General features: G+C 61.2%; 22 protein-coding genes. 18 read left to right on the top strand and 4 right to left on the bottom strand.

Annotated features, from left to right (window positions below; genetic code table 11):
* The first annotated feature begins 86 nt into the window (after positions 1–86).
* Genes tauA through tauD form a run of 4 tightly spaced genes read left to right on the top strand, consistent with a single transcriptional unit; the run spans position 87 to position 3,608 of the window.
* Positions 87–1,064 carry a taurine ABC transporter substrate-binding protein gene (tauA, locus tag BLU76_RS07440; protein ID WP_063323420.1) on the top strand — a complete coding sequence of 326 codons (978 nt, stop codon included), beginning with the start codon at positions 87–89 and terminating at the stop codon, positions 1,062–1,064.
* Between the two features lie 21 nt (positions 1,065–1,085).
* The gene (gene tauB / locus BLU76_RS07435; RefSeq protein WP_072342693.1) at positions 1,086–1,880 is read left to right on the top strand and encodes a taurine ABC transporter ATP-binding subunit; all 795 of its coding nucleotides are present in this window, start codon (positions 1,086–1,088) and stop codon (positions 1,878–1,880) included.
* Complete coding sequence (gene tauC, locus BLU76_RS07430) at positions 1,877–2,716, top strand: taurine ABC transporter permease TauC (protein WP_072342690.1); 840 nt, start codon at positions 1,877–1,879, stop codon at positions 2,714–2,716. Before tauB ends, tauC begins: the two co-directional genes overlap by 4 nt.
* A 49-nt stretch (positions 2,717–2,765) precedes the next feature.
* Positions 2,766–3,608, top strand: coding sequence for a taurine dioxygenase (tauD, locus tag BLU76_RS07425; protein ID WP_092222238.1), 843 nt, complete (start codon positions 2,766–2,768; stop codon positions 3,606–3,608).
* A 159-nt stretch (positions 3,609–3,767) separates the two neighbouring features.
* Here tauD and mgrA read toward each other — a convergent pair whose 3' ends face one another.
* Positions 3,768–4,805 carry an L-glyceraldehyde 3-phosphate reductase gene (mgrA, locus tag BLU76_RS07420; RefSeq protein ID WP_092146565.1) on the bottom strand — a complete coding sequence of 346 codons (1,038 nt, stop codon included), beginning with the start codon at positions 4,803–4,805 and terminating at the stop codon, positions 3,768–3,770.
* 198 nt (positions 4,806–5,003) lie between these two features.
* On the bottom strand, positions 5,004–5,894 hold the full coding sequence (locus tag BLU76_RS07415; RefSeq protein WP_092222236.1) for a LysR family transcriptional regulator: 891 nt from the start codon (positions 5,892–5,894) through the stop codon (positions 5,004–5,006).
* A 132-nt stretch (positions 5,895–6,026) separates the two neighbouring features.
* Between BLU76_RS07415 and BLU76_RS07410 the strand changes: the two genes are divergently transcribed.
* The gene (locus tag BLU76_RS07410) at positions 6,027–6,767 is read left to right on the top strand and encodes an SDR family oxidoreductase (protein WP_092222234.1); all 741 of its coding nucleotides are present in this window, start codon (positions 6,027–6,029) and stop codon (positions 6,765–6,767) included.
* Positions 6,768–6,779: 12 nt separating this feature from the next.
* Here BLU76_RS07410 and betT read toward each other — a convergent pair whose 3' ends face one another.
* Complete coding sequence (gene betT / locus BLU76_RS07405) at positions 6,780–8,741, bottom strand: choline transporter BetT (RefSeq protein ID WP_170862053.1); 1,962 nt, start codon at positions 8,739–8,741, stop codon at positions 6,780–6,782.
* 444 nt (positions 8,742–9,185) lie between these two features.
* Here betT and BLU76_RS07400 point away from each other — a divergent pair, with 444 nt between their 5' ends.
* The 12 genes from BLU76_RS07400 (at position 9,186) to BLU76_RS07345 (ending at position 21,555) form a co-directional block, all read left to right on the top strand.
* A complete protein-coding gene (locus BLU76_RS07400) occupies positions 9,186–10,178 on the top strand; it encodes a D-cysteine desulfhydrase (protein WP_092222232.1) in 993 nt (330 codons plus the stop codon).
* A 307-nt stretch (positions 10,179–10,485) separates the two neighbouring features.
* On the top strand, positions 10,486–11,286 hold the full coding sequence (tcyJ, locus tag BLU76_RS07395; protein WP_003196665.1) for a cystine ABC transporter substrate-binding protein: 801 nt from the start codon (positions 10,486–10,488) through the stop codon (positions 11,284–11,286).
* Positions 11,286–11,951, top strand: coding sequence for a cystine ABC transporter permease (gene tcyL / locus BLU76_RS07390; protein ID WP_170867287.1), 666 nt, complete (start codon positions 11,286–11,288; stop codon positions 11,949–11,951). The genes tcyJ and tcyL overlap by 1 nt, the downstream gene beginning before the upstream one ends.
* 3 nt (positions 11,952–11,954) lie before the next feature.
* Positions 11,955–12,716 carry an L-cystine ABC transporter ATP-binding protein TcyN gene (tcyN, locus tag BLU76_RS07385; RefSeq protein WP_092222230.1) on the top strand — a complete coding sequence of 254 codons (762 nt, stop codon included), beginning with the start codon at positions 11,955–11,957 and terminating at the stop codon, positions 12,714–12,716.
* Positions 12,717–13,231: 515 nt separating this feature from the next.
* Positions 13,232–14,002, top strand: coding sequence for a hypothetical protein (locus BLU76_RS07380; protein ID WP_092222228.1), 771 nt, complete (start codon positions 13,232–13,234; stop codon positions 14,000–14,002).
* A 337-nt stretch (positions 14,003–14,339) separates the two neighbouring features.
* Positions 14,340–15,581 carry an SfnB family sulfur acquisition oxidoreductase gene (locus BLU76_RS07375; RefSeq protein WP_092222226.1) on the top strand — a complete coding sequence of 414 codons (1,242 nt, stop codon included), beginning with the start codon at positions 14,340–14,342 and terminating at the stop codon, positions 15,579–15,581.
* A gap of 23 nt (positions 15,582–15,604) precedes the next feature.
* The gene (locus BLU76_RS07370; RefSeq protein WP_092222224.1) at positions 15,605–16,798 is read left to right on the top strand and encodes an SfnB family sulfur acquisition oxidoreductase; all 1,194 of its coding nucleotides are present in this window, start codon (positions 15,605–15,607) and stop codon (positions 16,796–16,798) included.
* Positions 16,798–18,156 (top strand): LLM class flavin-dependent oxidoreductase, encoded by a 1,359-nt coding sequence (locus BLU76_RS07365; RefSeq protein ID WP_092146584.1) that lies wholly within the window; start codon positions 16,798–16,800, stop codon positions 18,154–18,156. Before BLU76_RS07370 ends, BLU76_RS07365 begins: the two co-directional genes overlap by 1 nt.
* A 140-nt stretch (positions 18,157–18,296) precedes the next feature.
* Positions 18,297–19,106 carry a MetQ/NlpA family ABC transporter substrate-binding protein gene (locus tag BLU76_RS07360; RefSeq protein ID WP_063323436.1) on the top strand — a complete coding sequence of 270 codons (810 nt, stop codon included), beginning with the start codon at positions 18,297–18,299 and terminating at the stop codon, positions 19,104–19,106.
* A gap of 1 nt (position 19,107) precedes the next feature.
* Positions 19,108–20,232, top strand: a complete 1,125-nt coding sequence (locus BLU76_RS07355; protein WP_092222222.1) for a methionine ABC transporter ATP-binding protein — start codon at positions 19,108–19,110, stop codon at positions 20,230–20,232.
* Positions 20,222–20,866: a methionine ABC transporter permease gene (locus tag BLU76_RS07350; protein WP_092146587.1), complete on the top strand. Its 645-nt coding sequence runs from the start codon at positions 20,222–20,224 to the stop codon at positions 20,864–20,866. The genes BLU76_RS07355 and BLU76_RS07350 overlap by 11 nt, the downstream gene beginning before the upstream one ends.
* Positions 20,867–20,928: 62 nt before the next feature.
* Positions 20,929–21,555: a class I SAM-dependent methyltransferase gene (locus BLU76_RS07345; protein WP_063323438.1), complete on the top strand. Its 627-nt coding sequence runs from the start codon at positions 20,929–20,931 to the stop codon at positions 21,553–21,555.
* Between the two features lie 214 nt (positions 21,556–21,769).
* Here the strand turns inward: BLU76_RS07345 and BLU76_RS07340 are convergent, their stop codons facing one another.
* Positions 21,770–22,348, bottom strand: coding sequence for a transporter substrate-binding domain-containing protein (locus BLU76_RS07340; RefSeq protein WP_092146591.1), 579 nt, complete (start codon positions 22,346–22,348; stop codon positions 21,770–21,772).
* A gap of 133 nt (positions 22,349–22,481) precedes the next feature.
* On the opposite strand from BLU76_RS07340, the gene BLU76_RS07335 reads away from it, so the two are divergent.
* The gene (locus tag BLU76_RS07335) at positions 22,482–22,907 is read left to right on the top strand and encodes a DUF4399 domain-containing protein (protein ID WP_092146644.1); all 426 of its coding nucleotides are present in this window, start codon (positions 22,482–22,484) and stop codon (positions 22,905–22,907) included.
* The last annotated feature ends 10 nt before the right edge of the window (positions 22,908–22,917 follow it).

Genomic DNA, 22,917 nt, shown 5'->3' with positions numbered 1-22,917 from the left:
TCGAAAAAGTTATTTATTTTCCAATTCTTAGATCATTTAGTCTCCTTCAACGCCGAACATCCGGCGGCCTGTTGAGGAGCTTTCCCATGTCTTTGCGTTTCCCCCTTCGCCTTCTCGCGGCCGCCTCCCTGGCCGTCACCAGCTTTTTTGTCCAGGCAGCCGACCTGACCGTCGCCTACCAGACCACCGTCGACCCGGCCAAGGTCGCCCAGGCCGATGGCGCCTATGAAAAAGCCACCCAAGCCAAGATCGACTGGCGCAAGTTCGATAACGGCGCCGATGTCATCACCGCCATCGCCTCGGGCGACGTGCAGATCGGCTACCTCGGTTCCAGCCCGTTGACGGCGGCCATCACCCGCAAGGTCCCGGTGGAAACCTTCCTCATCGCCACCCAGATCGGTGCCGCCGAAGCCTTGGTGGTTCGTGACGGTTCGGGCATCAATTCCCCACAAGACCTGATCGGCAAGAAAATCGCCGTGCCATTCGTGTCCACCGGGCACTACAGCCTGCTCGCCGCGTTGAAGCACTGGAACATCGACCCGTCGAAAGTCACCGTACTCAACCTGGCGCCACCGGCCATCATCGCCGCCTGGAAGCGCGGTGACATCGACGCCACCTACGTCTGGGACCCGGCCCTGGGCGTAGCCAAGGAAAACGGCAAGGTCCTGATCACCTCGGCGGAGCTGGCCAAGTTCGGCGCCCCGACCTTCGACGCCTGGATTGTGCGCAAGGACTTCGCCCAGAAGCACCCTGAAATTGTCACAGCCTTCGCCAAAGTGACCCTGGATGCCTACGCCCAATACCGCAAGGACCCACAAGCCTGGCTGGCCGATGCATCCAATGTCGACAAACTGGTGAAGCTCTCCGGCGCCAAGGCCAGCGATATCCCGCTGTTGCTGCAAGGCAACGTCTTTCCCCTGGCGGCCGATCAGGTCGTGAGCCTCGGCGCACCGACCACCCAAGCCATCACCGACACCGCAGCGTTCCTCAAGGAGCAAGGCAAGGTCGACGCCGTGCTGCCGGACTACGCGCCTTACGTCAGTGCCAAATACATTGCTCGTTGAGCGAAAAAAAGGAGACACGCAATGGCCTTGCTCCAGCTGGAGCGCATCAGCGCACAGTACCCCGGCGCGGCGGAACCTGTGCTGGCGGATATTTCACTGACCCTGGGGCCCCAGCAATTGCTGGTTGCCCTCGGCCCGTCCGGCAGTGGCAAGACATCGCTGTTGAACCTGATTGCCGGGTTCGTCGAGCCCAGCGCCGGGCAGATCACTCTCGACGGCAGGCCGGTCAAGGGCCCGGGCGCCGAACGCGGCGTGGTGTTCCAGGACGATGCGCTGCTGCCGTGGCAGGACGTGCTGGCAAACGTTGGGTTCGGCCTGGAACTGGCCGGCATCCCCAAGGAAAAACGCGAGGCTCGCGCCCGGGAAATGCTTGCTTTGGTGGACCTGGCCGGTTTCGAGCACCGCCGTGTCTGGCAGCTCTCCGGCGGCCAGAAGCAACGCGTCGGCCTGGCCCGGGCATTGGCGGCCGACCCTCGCGTGCTGCTGATGGACGAACCGTTCGGCGCGCTGGACGCCTTCACCCGCGAGCAGATGCAGGAACTGTTGCTGCAGGTCTGGCAGCGCACCGCCAAGCCGGTGTTCTTGATCACCCATGACATTGAAGAAGCCGTGTTCCTCGCCACTGACTTGATTCTGTTGGCACCGAACCCGGGGCAGATCGTCGAGCGTCTGAGCCTGGATTTCGGCCAGCGCTACGGCGCCGGGGAATCGGCGCGGTCGATCAAGTCCGACCCGCGCTTTATCGAAACCCGCGAGCATGTGCTTGCCAAGGTGTTCTCCCAACGCAGCGCCACTCGACCCCAGGAGCGCGCATGAGCAGCTACGAAATTCCAGCCACGGTCCGTGACACGACGACCCAGCCCAAGGCCAGCGGTTTGAGACCCCACCTGAGTACGCGCTGGATCAGCGGCTTGACCCTGATCGCACTGCTGGCGGTCTGGTGGGCCGTCACCGCCAGCGGCCTGATCGAACCGCTGTTCCTGCCCTCGCCGTCTGCCGTGCTGCAAAAAGGTTGGCTGCTGGCGACCAGCGGCTACATGGACTCGACCCTCTGGCAGCACCTGGCCGCCAGCCTTGAACGCATCGGCCTGGGCCTGTTGTTCGCGGTGCTGACGGCAGTGCCGGTGGGCATTGCCATTGGCGCCAACCGCATCGCTCGCGGCGTGCTCGACCCGTTGATCGAGTTCTACCGGCCAATTCCGCCGTTGGCGTACTTGCCGTTGATCGTGATCTGGTGCGGCATCGGCGAGTTGTCGAAGGTCCTGTTGATCTACCTGGCGATCTTCGCCCCGATTGCCATCGCCACCGCCACCGGTGTGCGCACTGTCGACCGGGCCAAGCTACGCGCTGCGCAATCGTTGGGCGCCACCCGGGCCCAGTTGATTCGCCACGTGATCGTGCCCAGTGCCTTGCCGGACATCCTCACCGGCATTCGCATTGGCCTGGGCGTGGGTTGGTCGACGCTGGTGGCCGCCGAACTGATCGCCGCCACCAGCGGCCTGGGGTTCATGGTGCAGTCAGCGGCGCAGTTCCTGGTTACCGACGTGGTGGTGCTGGGAATCCTGGTGATCGCACTGATCGCTTTCGCCATGGAAATGGGCCTGCGCGCCCTGCAACGCAAACTGGTGCCGTGGCACGGCCAGGCCCATTGATACCCAATGACCACGCCGACCCTTCGGCGCCCAGACCGAGAACATTGCGATGAACCGCCCAACCATTACGCCATTGAGCACTGCCCTCGGCGCTCAGATCAGTGGGATCGATATCAGCCAGCCGCTGAGCCAGGAACATCGCACGACCATTGAGCAGGCCCTGCTCACGCATCAGGTGTTGTTCTTTCGCGACCAGCCGATCGACCCAACGCAACAAGCGCGTTTCGCCGCGTATTTTGGCGACCTGCACATTCACCCGATCTACCCCAACGTACCGGAGCAGCCCGAAGTATTGGTGCTCGACACCGCCGTCACCGATGTGCGCGACAACGCCGTGTGGCACACCGACGTGACCTTTCTCCCGACGCCGGCCATGGGCGCGGTGCTCAGCGCCAAACTGCTGCCGGCATTTGGCGGCGATACGTTATGGGCCAGTGGCATCGCGGCTTATGAAGCCTTGTCGGCGCCGTTGAAGCGCTTGCTGGAAGGCCTGACAGCGACCCACGATTTCACCCGGTCCTTTCCCTTGGAACGGTTTGGCAACACCGCCGAAGACCTGGCGCGCTGGGAAGAGGCACGGCGAAAAAACCCACCGCTGTCCCATCCGGTGATCCGCACTCATCCGGTGAGCGGGCGACGGTCGCTGTTCGTCAATGAAGGCTTCACGACACGGATCAACGAGCTGTCGGAAACCGAAAGCGAGGTGATCCTGAAACTGCTCTTCGCCCACTCCACCCGCCCGGAGTTCACCCTGCGCTGGCGCTGGCAGGTCAACGACGTGGCGTTCTGGGACAACCGCGTCACCCAGCACTTTGCCGTGGATGACTACCGCCCCGCCCGCCGAGTGATGCACCGGGCGACGGTGTTGGGGGATGTGCCGTTTTTTCGCTGAACGCACCACTTACCTGTGGCGAGGGAGCTTGCTCCCGCTGGGCTGCGTAGCAGCCCCAATCCATTCAACACGGCGCATCAGGAAAAAACAGGGGGCGAGGTTTTTGCGACTGCTGCGCAGTCGAGCGGGAGCAAGCTCCCTCGCCACAGGGGTTTTGTGTTATTCCGCCGACGAAGGCTTTTCCCAAAGATTGATTCCGCCTTCCTGGGCAAACCGATCGATCTCGGCCAGCTCTTCAGCACTGAAGCTCAGGTTCTTCAACGCCCCGACGTTCTCGACGATCTGCTCCGGCCGGCTGGCGCCAATCAGGGCGGAGGTGACTCGTGGATCGCGCAGGGTCCAGGCCAGGGCCATTTGTGCCAGGCTCTGGCCGCGCCGCTGGGCGATCTCATTGAGGGCGCGTACATGGGCGATGTTTTCCTCCGACAGGTGCGAAGCCTGCAAAGAGCCGCCGCCCGGACGGTTCACCCGCGCATCGGCCGGAACGCCCTTGAGGTATTTGTCGGTCAACAGGCCCTGGGCCAGCGGCGTAAAAGCGATCACACCGGTACCCAGTTCGTCGGTGGCGTCCAGCAGGTCTTTCTCCACCCAGCGGTTGAGCAGGTTGTAGGCCGGCTGGTGGATCAGCAGCGGGACTTTCCACTCTTTGAGCAACGCTGCCATTTCCCGGGTCTTCACCCCGGAATACGAGGAAATGCCGATGTACAACGCCTTGCCCTGCTGTACCGCAGTGGCCAGTGCGCTGGCGGTTTCTTCCAGTGGGGTGTCGGGGTCGAAACGGTGGGAATAGAAGATATCCACATAGTCGAGCCCCAGGCGTTGCAGGCTCTGGTCGAGGCTGGCGAGCACGTATTTGCGCGAGCCACCGCCCTGGCCGTATGGGCCCGGCCACATGTCCCAACCGGCCTTGCTGGAGATGATCAACTCATCGCGGTACTGCTGGAAATCTTCGCGCAGCAACCGGCCGAAATTGATCTCGGCGCTGCCGTAGGGCGGGCCGTAGTTGTTGGCCAGGTCGAAGTGGTTGATGCCCAGGTCGAATGCCGTGCGCAACAAGGCACGCTGGGTGTCGATGGGCGTGCTGTCGCCAAAGTTGTGCCACAACCCCAGCGACAACGCCGGCAGCACCAGCCCGCTGCGACCGACGCGGCGGTAAGGAATGGACTCGTAGCGGTTTTGCGCAGCGGTGTAGGTCATCGAAAAGGCTCTCTGTTCGGACGGCGGGTGACAGACGCTAACATTTCACAGACGCCTCGGTCAGGCTGAAAGTTCGCAATAGGGTGGGAGCGAGCTTGCTCGCGATAGCGGTGGATCAGCCAACGAAAATATCGATTGGCAAAGGCCTCATCGTGAGCAAGCTCGCTTCCACAGGGCCAACGATAACCACGGCCCCCATTAACGCGCCTGCGCAAATACCTCCGTCACCCAATCCACGAACACGCGGACCCGTGGCGACATGTGTCGGTTGTGGGGATAGAGCACCGACACCGGCATGGAGGGCGGCGGGTTGGCGGTGAGGACTTCCTGGATCAGCCCCTGCCGGATCGGTTCTTCCATTCGGTAATGCGGACATTGGATCAAGCCCATGCCGGCGATGGCCGAGGCGGCGTAGATTTCGGCACCGGACACCGACAACGTCCCCCCGATCGCTACCTCCTTGAGTTCGCCATCGACCATGAACTCAAACGGATAGAGTTTGGCGGTGGTCCGCGAGACGTAATTCACCGCGCGGTGATGTTTCAGGTCATCGAGGCTCTTCGGCTCGCCGTACTGGCGCAGGTAACCGGGGCTGGCACAGGTGATCTGCCGGAGATTGGCGACACGTCGGCCGATCAATGATGAATCGGCCAGCGTACCGGAGCGCAGCACGCAATCGACGCCCTCGGCAATCAGGTCGACGAAACGATCCGCCTCGCTGATGAACAGTTCTATTTCAGGGTAGCGAGCCATGAACTGTGGTAACGCCGGAATCACGAAGTACCGGGCCTGGGTGCCATGCAAGTCCACCCTCAACTTGCCTTTGGGCGCCACACCGCGAAACGCCAGTTCGGCCTCTTCAAGTTCAGCCAGCAATTGCACGCAGCGCGGGTAGTAGGCTTCGCCGTCGAGGGTCGGGCGCACCTTGCGGGTGCTGCGCTCCAACAAACGAACACCCAGCCAGGCTTCGAATTGATTGAGCGTATGGGTCAGCGTGGCCCGGGGCATATTCAAGTCTTCAGCGGCCAGGGTGAAGCTGCTGCGCTCGTATATGCGGACAAACACTCTCATCGCCTTGACCTGGTCCATCTGAATCCTGCCCGCCGATTGTTGGAAGATATTGAATAGTCAAGGCAACTCTCGTGTATTTATCGCCAAGAGTAAACATGTGAATCTGGCTCCAACGAATCACAACGCCTCAACAGCAAAGGAACCCTTCACATGACTGTTCAAAATTCGAAAGTTGCCATCGTGACCGGCGCCTCTCGCGGCATCGGAGCAGAGATTGCCAAGCAACTGGCCAGCGAAGGTTTCGCCGTCGCCATCAACTACGCCAACAGCGCCACCGAAGCCTCGAAACTGGTGGTGCAATTGCGTCAGGCTGGCCATCAGGCCATAGCGATCAAGGCGGACGTGTCGTCTGCCGCCGATGTCCGGCGGATGTTCGATGAAACCGAAGCGCAGCTGGGCAAGGTCGATGTGTTGATCAACAACGCCGGCATCCTCCAGGTCATGCCCCTGGCGCAGCACAGCGACGAGCTGTTCGAGCAGACGTTCGCCATCAACACCCGTGGCACCTTCAACACCCTGCGCGAGGCCGCGACCCGTTTGAATGACGGTGGCCGGATCGTGAATTTTTCCAGCAGCACCGTGGGCCTGAACCTGCCCGGCTACTCGGTGTACATCGCCAGCAAGGCCGCAGTGGAATCCCTGACCCAGGTGTTCGCCAAGGAACTGCGCGGTCGGCAGATCACGGTCAATGCCGTGGCCCCCGGCCCCGTCGCCACCGAACTGTTCATGCACGGCAAGAGCGAAGAACAGGTGCAGCACTACGCCAAGATGCCGCCCCTGGAGCGCCTCGGCCAGCCACAGGACATCGCCCGCATCATCGCCTTCCTGGTGGGCCCGGACGCCGGGTGGGTGAACGGGCAGATCCTGCGGGCCAACGGCGGGCTCGTCTGAGGCTCAGGCCGATCAGCGCACCAAATGCAGGAACTGCAGGTGCCGCTCGTACTGGTCGAGGATGTCGTTGATGACTTGCTCCTTGGTGTAGCCCACCAGGTCGTAATCCTGGCTGCCTTCGCTCAAGTGCACTTCGGCACGGTAGTAACGACGGTTGTTGAGCTCCTTCGACCCCATGCCGCCGCGGGCGAAGGACGGCGTGAAGTAGCCGCGCATCTGCACCTGGTAGATGAACGGATGCTGCTCGCCGTGGCCGATCTCCAGGCTGACGTTGTCATTGACCGGATCGGGCTGGGTCACCACCGTCAGGCCCTTTTCGACGAACACTGCGGTCACTTCTTCAATGGCCGGGCGCACCGTCGTGTCGAGGAAACGGTACACCTCATCACGAGACGGAAAATGCACCGCCTGACTCAAGCGTTGGCGCCAGCCGCCCGTGCCCCGGCGTGAACCGGACACCGGCGCCAGGGAGTGCAATTGCGCGATCTGCTTCTGGGACTCCAGGTAGAACGCCTTGTGCAGGCCCCACATCATCAGCAGCAGAATCAACGAGAACGGCAAGGACGTCAGCACCACCGCCGACTTCAAGGCGTCGATGCTGCCGGAGAACAACAACGCACTGGTCACCAAGGCCGTCATCGCGCCCCAGAACACCCGCAACCACTTCGGCCCGTCCTCGTCGGGGTTGCCGCCCTTGGCCGACAACGTCGACAGCACCACGGTGCCCGAGTCGGCGGACGTGACGAAGAACACGAAGCTGATGAACACCGTGACCGCGATGACGGTCTTGCTCCAGGGATAGGTTTCCAGCAGCAGGTAAAGGCTCATCGATGGGTTTTCCAGGGCGGACATGCCCAGGGCACTCATGCCATGGTTCAGCACCTGGTCGATGGCGCTGTTGCCGAAGATCGACATCCACGCCAGGGTGAAACCCAGGGGAATCAGCAGCACGCCAAACACGAATTCGCGGATGGTGCGGCCACGGGAAATCCGTGCGATGAACAGCCCCACGAACGGCGACCACGCGATCCACCAGGCCCAGTAGAACACCGTCCAGCCGCCCAGCCAGTCGCTGGGTTTGTCGTAGGCGTACAGGTCGAAACTCTTCATCGGCAAGGCGCCGAGGTAATCGCCGATGTTCTGGATCAACGTATTGAGCAAATGCTGGGTGGGCCCGGCGAACAGCACGAACAACAACAAGGCGCAGGCCAGCAGCATGTTGATGTCGGACATGACCCGCACGCCTTTGTCGACACCGGCCACGGCGACGATGATCGCCGCGCCCATCATCAGCACGATCAGGCCGACCTGGATCCATTGGGTATGGGCGATGCCGAACAGGTAATCGAGCCCGGAATTGAGGTGCAACACACCAAAACCCATGTCCGCGCCGAGGCCGAACACCGTGGCGATAATGCCGAAGCCGTCCACGGCGTAGCCGATGGGGCCGTTGATGCGCTTGCCAATCAGCGGGTACAACGCCGAGCGCAGGGCCAGCGGCAAATTGTGCCGGTAGGCAAAATACGCCAGGGCCATGCCGACGAACGCGAAGACGCCCCAGCCGTGCAGGCCCCAGTGCAAGAACAGGATCTGCATGGCCTGGCGCGCCGCCTCGGCGGTACCAGCCTCGCCCTGGGGCGGCTGCACCATGTGGGTCAACGGCTCGGACACGCAGAAGAAAAACAGTGTGATGCTGATGCCAGCGGCGAACAGCATGCCGGCCCAGGACAGATAACTGAATTCGGGCTCGTCGTGGTCGGCACCGAGCTTGATCTTGCCGTAGCCGGACAAGGCGGTGACCACCACGAAGACCAGATACAGCGTCATCGCGAGCATGTAGTACCAGCCGACCGTATTGGCCGCCCAGTTCTGCGCGGCCAGCAGCCAGGCGCCGGCCTGTGCGGGCATGGCAATCACCACCAGGCCGAACAGCAGGATGAAGGTCGCGGCGAAGTAAAAGACCGGCGGGTTCATGCGGACCAGGCCGCTGGGTGGCAGGGACGAAGCACTCATGGGCGAGGGCCCCCGGGCAGAGAAACAGCGAGGGTCGAAAACGGACTCGGCAAAAGCAAGCCTCCTTATTGTGAGCGGGCAGCAAACCGACGGTTTAACTTGAATGAACGTTCAAGTTAAACATGAATAGGCAGCTAAGGACTAATCGCAGGGCTCAACGGCGCGTTTCCTACGCAGGCCAGTGGGAGGATAGACGCTGCTTGGTGTGTATTCGTTCAGTGTTCAACAGACCACACACAAACCCTGTGGGAGCGAGCAGGCTCGCTCCCACAGGGTTTGGGGTGTTCATAAATCATGTGTCACTCCCTGTCCGTCGCCGGTTTACTTCCAAACAAATGATTGCCGGTTGCCCCTGAATATCCGCGTGCCTATAGTCCAGACATCTCCTACAACCAGTACGGACCCATGATCAAAGAACAGCTGTCTCGCTTTAACCGTCTCGACCTGCTCGGCCATCCGACACCGCTGGAAAAACTCGACCGCCTCTCCACCTGGCTCGGCCGGGACATCTATATCAAGCGTGACGACCTGACGCCCCTGGCCATGGGCGGCAACAAACTGCGCAAGCTCGAATACCTGGCCGCCGATGCCATCGCCCAAGGCGCCGATACCCTCATCACCGCCGGGGCGATCCAGTCCAACCATGTACGCCAGACCGCCGCCCTCGCCGCGAAACTGGGCCTGGGCTGCGTGGCCTTGCTGGAAAACCCCATCGGCACCGAAGACAGCAATTACCTGGGCAACGGCAACCGGCTGCTGTTGGAATTGTTCGACGCCAAGGTCGAGCTGGTGGACAACCTGGACAACGCCGATGAGCAGCTACAGGCCCTCGCCGGGCGCCTGCGCAGCAACGGGAAAAAGCCCTATCTGGTGCCGATTGGCGGTTCGAACGCCTTGGGCGCGCTGGGGTATGTGCGCGCCGGCCTGGAACTGGCCGAGCAGATCAAGGACACCGGGATTGAATTCGCCGCCGTGGTAATGGCCTCGGGCAGTGCCGGCACCCACAGCGGCCTGGCACTGGCGTTGAGCGAAAGCCTGCCGGCACTACCGGTCATTGGCGTCACCGTTTCCCGCAGCGAGGAGGATCAGTTTCCGAAGGTCCAGGGCCTGGCCGAGCGTACGGCAGCGTTGCTCGAAGTCGACCTTCCGGAAGCGTTCAAAGTGATCCTGTGGGACGAATATTTCGCCCCCCGCTACGGCGAACCCAACGCCGGGACACTGGCGGCGGTCAAGCTGCTGGCCAGCCAGGAAGGGCTGCTGCTCGATCCGGTCTACACCGGCAAGGCCATGGCCGGCCTGCTCGACGGCATGGGTCGCGACCGTTTCGACGAAGGCCCGATCATCTTCCTCCACACCGGCGGCGCACCGGCGTTGTTTGCCTATAACGCAGTCTTCTGAAGATAGAAAAGCCTTAATGTGGGAGCGAGCTTGCTCGCGATGAGGGTGTGTCAGTTGATTGGAATTGGGCTGATCCACTGCTATCGCAAGCAAGCTCGCTCCCACAGGGAAAAATTCAAAACAGGCATATAGAGTTGATTTAATATTATTTTCCAATCTATAAAAGCCATCCTATAGTCTCGCCGCAGGCGCATTTGCCGCGAGACGCCCAAACCGCTTTAAGGCAGGATGTGGCAATCTTTTCGGATCGCGGCTACGCCTTATCTCAGCCAAATAACCTCTTCATAAGAAAACACAGGGGCTTGTCATGAATTTTTCCGCATTACGTCGCAACCTGTTGGTGGGTTCGCTGGGCCTGGCATTGAGCGCCGGGCTGCTGGGGCAAGCGGTTGCCGGTGAGCAGCTGCAGAAAATCAAGGATGCCGGCGAAATCAAGATCGGCCTGGAAGGCACTTATCCACCGTTCAGTTTCGTTGATGACAGCGGCAAACTGACCGGCTTCGAAGTGGAGTTCTCCGAAGCCCTGGCCAAGGAACTGGGTGTGAAGGTCAAGCTGCAGACGACCCCATGGGCCGGCATTCTCGCGGCCCTGGAATCCAAGCGTCTGGACGCAGTGGTCAACCAGGTGACCATCTCCGAGGAACGTAAGAAAAAATACGATTTCTCCGAGCCGTACACCGTTTCCGGGATTCAAGCGCTGGTACTGACCAAGAAAGCCGACGAGCTGAACATCAAGAAGGCCGCCGACCTGGACGGTAAAAAAGTCGGCGTGGGCCTGGGCACCAACTACGAACAGTGGGTCAAGGCAGAAGTACCGGGCGCCCAAGTCAAAACCTACGATGACGACCCCACCAAGTTCCAGGACCTGCGCGTCGGTCGTATCGACACCATCCTGATCGACCGCCTGGCCGCACTGGAATACGCCAAGAAAGCCAAGGACACCACCGTCACCAGCGAAGCCTTTTCTCGCCAGGAGTCCGGTATTGCCCTGCGCAAAGGCGAGCCTGAGCTGTTGGCAGCCGTGAACAAGGCCATCGAAAAACTTCGCGCCGACGGTACGTTGAAAAAACTTTCGGAAAAATACTTCAGCGCTGACGTTACCCAATAATGGAAGCAGCTCTTCAACTCGCACTGGACTCCGCGCCCTTCCTGCTCAAGGGCGCGTATTACACGGTCTTCCTCAGCCTGGGCGGTATGTTTTTCGGCTTGCTGCTGGGGTTCGGCCTGGCGCTGATGCGCCTGTCGCGCTTCAAGCTGGTGAACTGGATCGCCCGCATCTACGTGTCGTTCTTTCGCGGTACGCCGTTGCTGGTGCAGTTGTTCGTGATCTATTACGGGTTGCCGCAACTGGGCATCGAGCTGGATCCGCTGCCCGCGGCCCTGATCGGTTTCTCGCTGAACATGGCTGCCTATGCGTGTGAAATCCTGCGGGCCGCCATCGGTTCCATCGAGCGCGGCCAGTGGGAAGCGGCGGCGAGTATCGGCATGACCCGCGCCCAGACCCTGCGCCGGGCCATCCTGCCGCAAGCGGCACGCACGGCGCTGCCACCGTTGGGCAACAGCTTCATTTCCCTGGTCAAGGACACTGCGCTGGCGGCGACCATCCAGGTACCGGAGCTGTTCCGCCAGGCGCAGCTGATCACCGCGCGAACCTTCGAAATCTTCACCATGTACCTTGCCGCCGCGCTGATCTATTGGGTTCTTGCTACCGTGCTCTCGCACCTGCAGAACGTCCTGGAAGCACGGGTCAATCGGCATGACCAGGAGTCCTGACCCATGATTGTCGTGGAAAAACTGACAAAGCAGTTCAAGGGTCAGGTGGTGCTCAACGGCATCGACTTGAAGATCGAAGAAGGCGAAGTGGTTGCGATCATCGGCCCCAGCGGCTCGGGCAAGACCACCTTCCTGCGCTGCCTGAACTTCCTCGAAGAACCCAGCAGTGGCCGGATCAAGGTCGGCGACATCGAAATCGATGGCAGTCGCCCGCTAAACCAGCAACAGGGCCTGGTGCGCCGTTTGCGCCAGCAGGTGGGCTTCGTGTTCCAGAACTTCAACCTGTTTCCCCATCGCACCGCATTGGAAAATGTCACTGAAGGCCCGCAGGTGGTGAAGAAAATTCCCCGCGCCGACGCCGAGGCCTTGGGACGCAAGCTGTTGGCCAAGGTCGGGCTGGCCGGCAAGGAGAACGCCTACCCACGGCGCCTTTCCGGCGGCCAGCAGCAGCGTGTGGCGATTGCCCGGGCGCTGGCAATGGAACCGGCGGTGATCCTGTTCGACGAGCCGACCTCGGCCCTCGATCCGGAGCTGGTAGGCGAGGTCCTGGCAACCATTCGCGACTTGGCCGAAGAAAAACGCACCATGGTCATCGTGACCCACGAAATGGGCTTCGCCCGGGACGTGGCCAACCGCGTGGTGTTTTTCGACAAAGGCGTGATCGTCGAACAAGGCGAAGCCAAGGCCTTGTTTGCAGCTCCCAAGGAAGAACGCACGCGACAGTTCCTCAGCAAGTTCCTCTCCGCCGGTCACGGCGCTCAGTAAGTTATCGGCAGTGTCATCACTTCCAGGGATGGAAGTGAGGCAGTTGCAACACTCTTCAAGATACTAGCGCCATAACTTTGCCATAAAGAAACAACTTGCAACTTGCGCCCTACTCAACATCCTCTACCGTTTTATGCACGGCATGGATCTACCTCTCGTAACACTTACGCTCAGCCCAAGCACTCCTCCTTTTTAGTCTCAAGACGCTCTTTCGAGCATTTTCCAGAAACCTGCGAGCCTCGGAAAAGGGCTTGTGATGCCGCGCATTATTAACATGGGGGCGTAGGATATTTCTGAAGCCTTTCACAATGAATTATTAAGCAAGTGCCTCTATTGACACTGAAACTATGGAGCCTTTATCTAGTGACCAACAAGCGATGCACATTATTTATTTTCTACACAGTGATTAGGCGCAGCCTGGCCTATATGGCTGCACACATAAAATATGTCGCGATTAGTCATCGCCGTTGATCTTCCCGAAACGGACTTAGTTTTCAAGCATCAAGGAGAACACCATGACATGTAAGTCGAAGAGTCCTGAACTGGCCGCCCCCACCCTGGCCAACGCCCACCCTACCGGCATCAATATCGCCAACGCCGCTCACCTGGAGGTTGCCATTGCGCCCTACCCTGGCATGGACGCAGGTGACCTGATCGAACTGTTCTGGGACAACTGCTACGTCGGCTCGCGCTTGCTGTCGCAGGCCGATGTGCAAGACAGCGTCACCCTGCGAGTCCCGGAGAGTTTCATCGTCAATGGCACCTCGCGCATTCACTATCGGGTGATGCAGGTCGGGCGTGGGCCGGCGCTATCTGCCAGGCAGCGGGTACACGCGAAACTCGATTGCCCCGGCGGGCAGCCGTCGGCCCTGAGCGGCGATGAAAACCAGGGCCTGGCGCCCGTGCGCATTCCCGGTACCATCCGACGCCAAGGGGTGAACCCCAACCAGATCAAGCGCGGCGTACCGCTGACCATCGAACCCTACCTGAACATGGCCGCCGGCGATGCCGTGACCCTGCGCTGGGGCGATGTGCGCATGGACCTGCCTGCCGTCGCCGCCAGCGAGGTCGGCCAGCCAATCAATATCTGGGTCCCGCCGCAGATCATCCTGGAGGCAGGCGAAGACCTGCGCCTGGAAGTGACCTACTGCATCATTGATCGCGTAGGCAACAATTCCCTCTGGGCACCGCCGCGAACGCTGAAGATCGGTTGCGCCAATCCCTATCTGAAGAAGCCCTCGAAAGAGGCCCTCATGGCCGCTGAACCGCGACATCGAGCGCCTTGATACAGAGCGTTTTTGGTGGCGAGGGAGCTTGCTCCCGCTTGGGGGCGCAGCGCCCATCGGTAAAAGAAGGGTTGCTGCGCAACCCAGCGGGAGCAAGCTCCCTCGCCACAGAGGACTCCTTCCAATTGAATCCAACCTATACATATTCCTAAAAGTTAGTTCAAAAATAATTTATACACGCTTAGGGTATATATACCGGACCACCGGACATTCTTGATTTTGACTCGCCGCATTTATCGCGGCGTTTTCCGAAAAGATGTGAGGTGGGTATGGAACGGAACACAATCACCCCAGTGCAATATGCCAAGGCACTGCCTGCAGCCACGGAGTGGCTGTAATGTCGGATCTGGCGCAAGCAAAAGTCCAGAGCGACCTGGACATCGCACCACTGTTGTTGCCCGCACAGGTGTTACGCAACGATGCCGAGGCCATCAAAGCCGCCCATGAACTGGCGCAGGTCGCCCGTCAGCAGGCCGCGCGTCGTGATCAGCAACGCAAGCTGCCCTGGGCAGAAATCGAGCAATTCACCCGCAGCGGACTGGGCAGCATTGCCATTCCCCGGGCATACGGCGGTCCGCAGGTTTCGTTCGTCACCCTGGCCGACGTGTTCGCGATCATTTCCGCCGCTGACCCGGCCCTTGGGCAGATCCCGCAGAACCAGTTCGGCGTGCTCCAGCTGATTCTCGGCACCGGCACCGAACGGCAGAAAAAAATCCTCTTGCAGAGCGTGCTCGAAGGCTGGCGCATCGGCAACGCCGGGCCGGAACGCGGTACTCGCAATACCCTTGAGCTCAAGGCTCGGATCACCACTGACGGTGACGGGTTTGTCATCAATGGTCAGAAGTTCTATTCCACCGGCGCGCTGTTTGCCCATTGGGTCGCGGTCAAGGCGTTGAATGACGAGGGCCGCCAGGTGCTGGCATTCGTACGGCGCGGCACCCCGGGCCTGCGGATCGTCGACGACTGGTCGGGGTTCGGCCAGCGCACCACCGCCAGCGGCACCGTGCTGCTGAACAACGTGCGGGTGGATGCCGAGTTGGTCCTGGATAACTGGCGCATCAACGAAACACCCGGCGTGCAAGGTGCGATTTCCCAACTGATCCAGGCCGCCATCGATGCGGGTATCGCCCGTGGCGCCATCGATGATGCCATCGCTTTTGTGCGTGAACGGGCTCGTCCCTGGATCGACGCCCAGGTCGACCGAGCCAGTGACGACCTCTACGTGATCGCCGACATTGGCAAACTGAAAATCGAACTGCACGCCGCCGAAGCCTTGCTGCGCAAGGCCGGACAGGTGCTGGACCAGGTCAGTGCCGCCCCCATCACGGCGCAATCTGCCGCCCGCGCCTCGATTGCCGTGGCCGAGGCCAAAGTGCTCACCACCGAAATCGCCCTGCACGCCAGCGAAAAACTCTTCGAACTGGCCGGCAGCCGCGCCACCCTCGCCGAATTCAACCTCGATCGCCACTGGCGCAACGCACGGGTCCACACCCTGCACGACCCGGTGCGCTGGAAGTATCACGCGGTAGGCGCCTACCACCTGAACGGCACCTTGCCGGCCCGCCATTCCTGGATCTGACGACCCGACCTCTGGAGCAGTACATGACGCTTTCTCAACACGTCGCGGTGATCACCAGCGATGAACAAGCCCTGATCGTGGCCAGCGACCTGGCCGATGACTTCAAGCGCGACAGCGCCCTGCGCGACCGCGAGCGCCGTTTGCCGTACCCGGAACTGGAGGCCTTCTCCCGCTCGGGCCTGTGGGGTATCAGCGTGCCCACGGCCTATGGCGGTGCCGGTGTGTCCAACGTCACCCTGGCCAAAGTCATTGCGCTGATTTCCCAGGCCGACGGCTCGCTGGGGCAGATTCCGCAAAATCATTTCTATGCCCTGGAAGTGCTACGGGTAAACGGCACTGAAGCGCAAAAACAACGCCTCTACGCCGAAGTGCTCGCCGGCCAGCGCTTTGGTAACGCCCTGGCCGAACTTGGCACCAAGACTGCCCATGATCGCATCACCCAACTGCGCCGCGACGGCGAGGGCTATCGCATCAACGGTCGCAAGTTCTACGCTACGGGCGCGATCTACGCCCAGCGCATCCCCACGTCAGTGGTGGACGAAAACGGTGTGCAACAACTGGCGTTCGTGCCTCGCAGCAGCCAAGGCCTGACGGTGATCGACGACTGGAGCGGTTTTGGCCAGCGCACCACGGGCAGTGGTTCGGTGGTGTTCGAAGACGTTTATGTCGCCGCCGCCGACATCGTGCCCTTCCAGAGCGCCTTCGAACGTCCCACACCGGTAGGGCCGCTGGCGCAGATTCTTCACGCCGCTATTGACACCGGCATCGCCCGCGCCGCCTATGAAGACGCCCTGCATTTTGTCCGCAATAAAACCCGCCCCTGGATCGACGCCACCAGCGACGTCGCCACCGAAGACCCGCACACCCTCAAGAGTTTCGGCCAACTGAGCATCCGCCTGCATGCCGCCGAAGCCCTGTTGGAACGCGCCGGTGAATTCCTCGACCGGGCCCAGGCCGACACCCGGGCCGACACGGTCGCCGCCGCCTCGATTGCCGTGGCCGAAGCCCGTGCCGTCAGCACCGAAATATCCCTGGCCGCCAGCAGCACGCTGTTCGAATTGGCCGGCAGCCAGGCGACCCTGGCCGAACATGGCCTCGACCGTCACTGGCGCAACGCGCGAGTGCACACCCTGCATGACCCGGTGCGCTGGAAATACCACGCCGTGGGCAACTTCTACCTCAACGATGAAAAACCGCCGCTGCGGGGGACTATCTGATGGCTCCCGGCAAGAAAAAAATCCTGCTCAACGCGTTCAACATGAACTGCATCGGGCACATCAATCACGGCCTCTGGACCCATCCCCAGGACACGTCGACCCAGTTCAACACGATCGAATACTGGACCGCCCTGGCGCAATTGCTCGAACGCGGGTTGTTCGACGGGCTGTTCATCGCCGACATCGTCGGGGTCTATGACGTGTACCAACAGTCGGTGGACGTCACGCTCAAGGAGTCGATCCAACTGCCGGTCAACGACCCGTTGCTGCTGGTCTCGGCAATGGCCGCCGTCACGAAGAACCTCGGCTTCGGCCTCACCGCCAACCTCACCTACGAACCGCCCTACCTGTTCGCCCGCCGCATGAGCACCCTCGACCACCTGAGTCGCGGCCGGGTCGGCTGGAACATCGTCACCGGCTACCTGGACAGCGCCGCCAAGGCCATGGGCCTGACCGCGCAGGTCGAGCATGATCGCCGCTACGACCAGGCCGACGAGTACCTGCAAGTGCTCTACAAACTCTGGGAAGGCAGCTGGGAAAACGACGCGGTACTCAACGATCGCCAGCGGCGGATCTATGCGCAGCCGGAGAAAGTGCACAAGGTCCGGCATCAGGGCGAGTTCTATCAGGTCGAGGGTTATCACCTGTGCGAACCGTCGCCCCAACGCACGCCGGTGTTGTTTCAAGCCGGCAGTTCCGAGCGCGGCCTGCTGTTCGCCGGACGGCATGCCGAGTGCGTGTTCATCAGCGGCCAGAACAAATCGGCGACCAAGGCCCAGGTGGACAAGGTCCGCGCCAGCGCCGTAGAGACGGGGCGCAACCCCGGGGACATCAAGGTGTTCATGGGCCTGAACGTGATCGTCGGCGAGACCGAAGCGGCTGCCTGGGCCAAGCATGCCGAGTACCTGAGCTATGCCAGCGCCGAGGCCGGCGTGGCGCATTTTTCCGCGTCAACGGGCATCGATTTTTCCCAGTACGAACTGGACGAACCGATCCAGTACGTCAAGAGCAACGCCATCCAGTCCGCCACCAAGACCTTGCAGAACAACGACTGGACCCGGCGCAAATTGCTCGAACAACACGCCTTGGGCGGTCGCTACATCACGGTGGTCGGCTCGCCCGAACAGGTGGCCGACGAGCTGGAATCCTGGATCGGCGAAACCGGCCTCGATGGTTTCAACCTGACCCGCATCGTCACGCCGCAAAGCTACGTGGACTTCATCGACCTGGTGATTCCCGAACTGCAACGGCGCGGCGCGTACAAGACCGAATACGACAACGGCACCCTGCGGGAAAAGCTGTTTCGCGCGGGGGCTCATCTACCTGGACAACACACCGGCTCAACCTACCGACACTGACCCTGTGGCGAGGGAGCTTGCTCCCGCTGGTGGGCGAAGCCCGCCCAAAAAGGCGTTGGGGCTACTTCGTAGCCCAGCGGGAGCAAGCTCCCTCGCCACAAAAGCCTGAGACTCATCCATTAATGACTGGAACAACTGACATGACCCAGCAACTCCTGACCCTGCCAGTCAAAGCACTGGCCCTGGCCCTCGGCCTGTTCAGCTCGGCACTGTTTGCCGCCGACGCACCGTTGAAAATCGGCACCACCGCCGCGTTCGCCATTCCCCTGGAGGCCGCCGTGGAAGAGGCCAGCAAGCAAGGCCTGAAGGTCGAACTGGTGGAGTTCAGCGACTGGATAGCGCCCAACGTCAGCCTGGCCTCCGGTGATATCGACGTGAACTACTTCCAGCACATCCCGTTCCTGGAAAACGCCAAGGCCGCCGCCGGGTTCGATCTGGTGCCGTTTGCGCCGGGGATCATCAACAACGTCGGCCTCTATTCGAAAAAATACAAAAGCTTCGACGAACTCCCGGAAGGCGCCAGCGTCGCCATTGCCAACGACCCGATCAACAGCGGTCGCGGCCTGCAACTGTTGGCCAAGGCCGGGCTGATCAGCCTCAAGCCGGGCGTCGGCTACAAGGCCACCGAAGACGATATCGTCGCCAACCCGAAGAAACTCAAGATCCTGCAGGTCGAAGCCGTGCAACTGGTGCGCGCCTATGAAGACGCCGACCTGGTACAGGGCTACCCGGCCTACATCCGCCTGGCCAAGACCTTCGATGCCAGCTCTGCCTTGCTGTTCGACGGCCTCGATCACAAGGAATACGTGATTCAGTTCGTGATCCAGCCCAAGAGCAAGAACGATCCACGGCTGATCAAGTTCGTCGACATCTACCAACATTCGCCAGCCGTGCGCGCCGCCCTGGACAAGGCCCACGGCAAGCTCTATCAACCCGGCTGGGAAAGCTGACATGAACGCCGTCAATGCTCGACTTCGACAAGAAGCCCCCACACCCAGAAGCGCCAAACACACCGAACTGCATCCAGAGCTCAACCGCGCCCACGTGCGCTTCATCGGCCTGGGCAAGACCTACAACGGCGCCCAGGGTCCGGTGGCGGCGCTGCAAGGCATCGACCTGGCGATCCAGCGCGGCGAAGTGTTCGGCATCATCGGCCGCAGCGGCGCTGGCAAATCGTCACTGATCCGCACCATCAACCGCCTCGAACAACCCACCAGTGGCCGGGTGTTGATCGATCAGATAGACATCGGCGAGTTCGATGAAGACCGCCTGGTGGAACTGCGTCGGCGCATCGGCATGATCTTCCAGCACTTCAACCTGATGTCGGCCAAGACCGTGTGGCAGAACGTCGAGCTGCCGCTGAAAGTCGCCGGCGTGCCCAAGGAGGAGCGCCAGCAGAAAGTTCGTGAGCTGTTGGAGCTGGTGGGTTTGCAGGGCAAGCACAAGGCCTACCCGGCGCAACTCTCGGGCGGACAGAAGCAGCGCGTCGGGATCGCCCGGGCGCTGGTCCATGATCCGCAGATCCTGCTCTGCGACGAGGCTACCTCGGCCCTGGACCCGGAAACCACTCAATCGATCCTCGGTTTGCTGCGTGAGATCAATCAGCGACTGGGCCTGACCATCGTGTTGATCACCCATGAAATGGCGGTGATTCGCGAGGTGTGTGACCGCGTGGTGGTCCTCGAGCAAGGTCGGATTGTCGAGCAGGGTCCGGTCTGGGAAGTGTTCGGTAACCCGCAACACGACGTCAGTCGAACACTGCTGGCCCCCCTGCAACACGCCATACCTGAAGAACTGCAAAGCCGCTTGCAGGCCCTGCCAGCATCGGCGGATGCCGCTACCGTGCTGCGCCTGCAATTCACCGGCATCGGGCGGGACGAACCGGACCTCGCGGCCTTGTTCAACGCCCTGGATGGTCGGGTTCGGCTACTGCACGGCGGCATCGAACGGATCCAAGGCCACGGGCTGGGACAATTACTGCTGGCGGTGAGTGGCTCGTCATGGAGCGCCGAAGAGCTGCGCCAACGTGCAGGCAATTGGGCGCAACAGGTGGAGGTGCTGGGCTATGTGGTTTGATCGGTTATTGCAGGGCTTCATCGACACCTTCCTGATGGTCGGCGTGTCGTCATTGATCGCTTTGCTGGCGGGCATTCCGCTGGCGGTGATTCTGGTCACCAGTGACAAGGGTGGGATCTATGAAGCGCCCGCCCTGAACCGCGTCCTGGGCGCGTTCGTGAACCTGTTCCGCTCGATACCGTTCCTGATCCTGATGGTGGCGCTGATTCCGTTCACGCGGCTGATCGTCGGCACCACCTACGGCGTCTGGGCGGCGGTGGTTCCCCTGACCATCGCCGCCACCCCGTTCTTCGCCCGCATCGCCGAAGTCAGTTTGCGGGAGGTCGACCATGGCCTGATCGAAGCGGCCCAGGCCATGGGGTGCCGACGCTGGCACATTGTCTGGCATGTGCTGCTGCCCGAAGCACGGCCGGGCATCGTCGGCGGTTTTACCATCACACTGGTGACCATGATCAACTCCTCGGCGATGGCCGGGGCAATCGGCGCTGGCGGCCTGGGGGACATCGCCTACCGGTATGGTTACCAGCGTTTCGACAGCCAGATCATGCTCACGGTGATCGTGTTGCTGGTGGCATTGGTGGCGTTGATTCAACTCGGTGGGGATCGGTTGGCGCGGGGCTTGAACAAGCGCTGACCTGAGCGATCAATGATCTTGCGGTATAGTCGGCTCACGCTCCCCACTCCAAGCCAGCGACCATGAAACACACCCCCGACGACCTGCAAACCATCACCGCCACGACCCTGGGCCATTACAACGCGGTCGCCGACAGCTTTCGCGAAGGCACCCGTGATCACGACGTCAGCCAGAATATCGACGCGTTGCTGCGGCATATTCAGGCCCAGGCACCGTTGCACATCCTGGACTTCGGCTGCGGCCCCGGACGAGACCTGCGCACGTTCACCGCCATGGGCCATGTGGCGGTGGGCCTCGATGGCTCAGCGGAATTTGCCCGGATGGCGCGCCAGGACAGCGGGTGCGAAGTGTGGCAACAGGACTTTTTGAAACTCGACCTGCCGGCTGAACGCTTCGACGGGATCTTTGCCAACGCCGTGCTGTTTCATATCCCGGTCCAGGAGCTGCCTCGGGTGCTGAAACAACTGCATGCCACGCTCAAGCCCGGCGGCGTGCTGTTCAGCTCCAACCCACGGGGCGAAAACCAGGAGGGCTGGAACGGCCAGCGCTTCGGTGCCTACCACGACCTCGCGGCCTGGCGAACGCTGCTCGGCGACGCAGGCTTCGTGGAACTGGAGCATTACTACCGACCGGCTGGGCTGCCGCGCGAGCAACAGCCTTGGTTGGCAAGTGTCTGGCGCAAGTCTTGAGGACAGGCCTGTTGGGACAGGGTGAGCGGTAACCATGTCCCCCGGTCCAAACAGAACCCAGTGGCGAGGGAGCTTGCTCCCGCTCGGCGGCGCAGCCGTCGTAAAACCGGATGACACGGTCTGCCTGGAGTTTTGCGTTATCCCGATTGGGGCCGCTTCGCAGCCCAGCGGGAGCAAGCTCCCTCGCCACAAAGTGTCGCGTTGAATCCAAGTCTCAATTGTTTTCCGCTGGCTGTTTTTCCAACCACTTCTGCGACAACCGCTCCAGCCTTCCATCCTCCTTGATACGTGTCAGGGCGTTGTCCAGGCTGGCCTTGAACGCCGGGTTGCCCTTCTGGAACGGAATCACCAGGCTCGGCGCCGGGTCGCTCTTTTTTTCGGGCTGGAACGACTGCGCCATGACCAGCGGGCGTGGCGTCTGCTCCTTGCTCGCCAGCAATTGTGCATCCGGCTGACTGTAAACGGCGCTGGTGTCGAAACGTTCCACCAGTTCCGGGGTCATTGCTATGTGGTTGATGGCGACGTCGTACTTGCCGCTCTCCACCCCGCTCATCAGGTCCCCGGCATCAGTGACCACGAAGTCGGGGCGTACATCGAGCTCACTGGCAAGCATTTCGCCCAGCTCCACTTCGAAACCAGTGAGTTTGCCGTCTTCCTTGAAGTTGAAGGGCGCGGCGTTGGCCTCAAGGGCAATGCGCAGTTCGCCACGGTCATTGATGTCATCGATCAGTTCGGCATGAGCCAGGGGACTCAAAAGGGGTAGCAGGCAGATCAGGCCAGGCAGAAAGCGCATGGTCACTCCTTTGTATTTATACAAGCGACGCTCGTTTCAGGCTCGCTTTGCTATGGTTGTTGCAGGCTTCGACAACGATTGGTCATGAAGTTGTCATGGCCAGGCGGATTTCATGGAAAAATTGGAGAAAAAAATGAAAAGCTTTATGTCTCGTGCCGCGTTGGCCGGCCTGTTGCTGAGTACTTCGATGCTGGCGACTGCCGCAACCCCCGCTCCCAAAGGCGCAGAGGTATTCATCGTTTCCCCGCAAGACGGCGCCACCGTTGCCCAGGAATTCAAGGTCAAGTTCGGCGTCAAGGACATCGCCCTGGCTCCGGCGGGTGATGTGACCAAAAACACCGGGCATCATCATCTGCTGATCGATGTCGACAAACTGCCCGCCGAAGGCGCACCGATTCCGACCGACGCCAACCACATGCACTTCGGCAAAGCGCAGACCGAAGCCACCATCAAGCTGGCCCCGGGCAAACATACCTTGCAGCTGATATTGGGTGACAGCGGCCATATGCCGTTCCATCCGACGATCGTGTCCAAGAAGATCACCGTCACCGTGAAGTAACGCAGGCAAA

The organism is Pseudomonas sp. NFACC08-1, assembly GCF_900106735.1.
GTDB lineage: Bacteria > Pseudomonadota > Gammaproteobacteria > Pseudomonadales > Pseudomonadaceae > Aquipseudomonas > Aquipseudomonas fluorescens_Q.
This window is presented reverse-complemented; position numbering and strand designations above follow the sequence as displayed.

What these genes read in the sequence shown, in the direction of transcription:
- tauA (WP_063323420.1), top strand. Translation starts at nt 87, where the DNA reads ATGTCTTTGCGTTTCCCCCTTCGCCTTCTCGCGGCCGCCTCCCTGGCC.
- tauB (WP_072342693.1), top strand. Translation starts at nt 1,086, where the DNA reads ATGGCCTTGCTCCAGCTGGAGCGCATCAGCGCACAGTACCCCGGCGCG.
- tauC (WP_072342690.1), top strand. Translation starts at nt 1,877, where the DNA reads ATGAGCAGCTACGAAATTCCAGCCACGGTCCGTGACACGACGACCCAG.
- tauD (WP_092222238.1), top strand. Translation starts at nt 2,766, where the DNA reads ATGAACCGCCCAACCATTACGCCATTGAGCACTGCCCTCGGCGCTCAG.
- mgrA (WP_092146565.1), bottom strand. Translation starts at nt 4,805, where the DNA reads ATGACCTACACCGCTGCGCAAAACCGCTACGAGTCCATTCCTTACCGC.
- BLU76_RS07415 (WP_092222236.1), bottom strand. Translation starts at nt 5,894, where the DNA reads ATGGACCAGGTCAAGGCGATGAGAGTGTTTGTCCGCATATACGAGCGC.
- BLU76_RS07410 (WP_092222234.1), top strand. Translation starts at nt 6,027, where the DNA reads ATGACTGTTCAAAATTCGAAAGTTGCCATCGTGACCGGCGCCTCTCGC.
- betT (WP_170862053.1), bottom strand. Translation starts at nt 8,741, where the DNA reads ATGAACCCGCCGGTCTTTTACTTCGCCGCGACCTTCATCCTGCTGTTC.
- BLU76_RS07400 (WP_092222232.1), top strand. Translation starts at nt 9,186, where the DNA reads ATGATCAAAGAACAGCTGTCTCGCTTTAACCGTCTCGACCTGCTCGGC.
- tcyJ (WP_003196665.1), top strand. Translation starts at nt 10,486, where the DNA reads ATGAATTTTTCCGCATTACGTCGCAACCTGTTGGTGGGTTCGCTGGGC.
- tcyL (WP_170867287.1), top strand. Translation starts at nt 11,286, where the DNA reads ATGGAAGCAGCTCTTCAACTCGCACTGGACTCCGCGCCCTTCCTGCTC.
- tcyN (WP_092222230.1), top strand. Translation starts at nt 11,955, where the DNA reads ATGATTGTCGTGGAAAAACTGACAAAGCAGTTCAAGGGTCAGGTGGTG.
- BLU76_RS07380 (WP_092222228.1), top strand. Translation starts at nt 13,232, where the DNA reads ATGACATGTAAGTCGAAGAGTCCTGAACTGGCCGCCCCCACCCTGGCC.
- BLU76_RS07375 (WP_092222226.1), top strand. Translation starts at nt 14,340, where the DNA reads ATGTCGGATCTGGCGCAAGCAAAAGTCCAGAGCGACCTGGACATCGCA.
- BLU76_RS07370 (WP_092222224.1), top strand. Translation starts at nt 15,605, where the DNA reads ATGACGCTTTCTCAACACGTCGCGGTGATCACCAGCGATGAACAAGCC.
- BLU76_RS07365 (WP_092146584.1), top strand. Translation starts at nt 16,798, where the DNA reads ATGGCTCCCGGCAAGAAAAAAATCCTGCTCAACGCGTTCAACATGAAC.
- BLU76_RS07360 (WP_063323436.1), top strand. Translation starts at nt 18,297, where the DNA reads ATGACCCAGCAACTCCTGACCCTGCCAGTCAAAGCACTGGCCCTGGCC.
- BLU76_RS07355 (WP_092222222.1), top strand. Translation starts at nt 19,108, where the DNA reads ATGAACGCCGTCAATGCTCGACTTCGACAAGAAGCCCCCACACCCAGA.
- BLU76_RS07350 (WP_092146587.1), top strand. Translation starts at nt 20,222, where the DNA reads ATGTGGTTTGATCGGTTATTGCAGGGCTTCATCGACACCTTCCTGATG.
- BLU76_RS07345 (WP_063323438.1), top strand. Translation starts at nt 20,929, where the DNA reads ATGAAACACACCCCCGACGACCTGCAAACCATCACCGCCACGACCCTG.
- BLU76_RS07340 (WP_092146591.1), bottom strand. Translation starts at nt 22,348, where the DNA reads ATGCGCTTTCTGCCTGGCCTGATCTGCCTGCTACCCCTTTTGAGTCCC.
- BLU76_RS07335 (WP_092146644.1), top strand. Translation starts at nt 22,482, where the DNA reads ATGAAAAGCTTTATGTCTCGTGCCGCGTTGGCCGGCCTGTTGCTGAGT.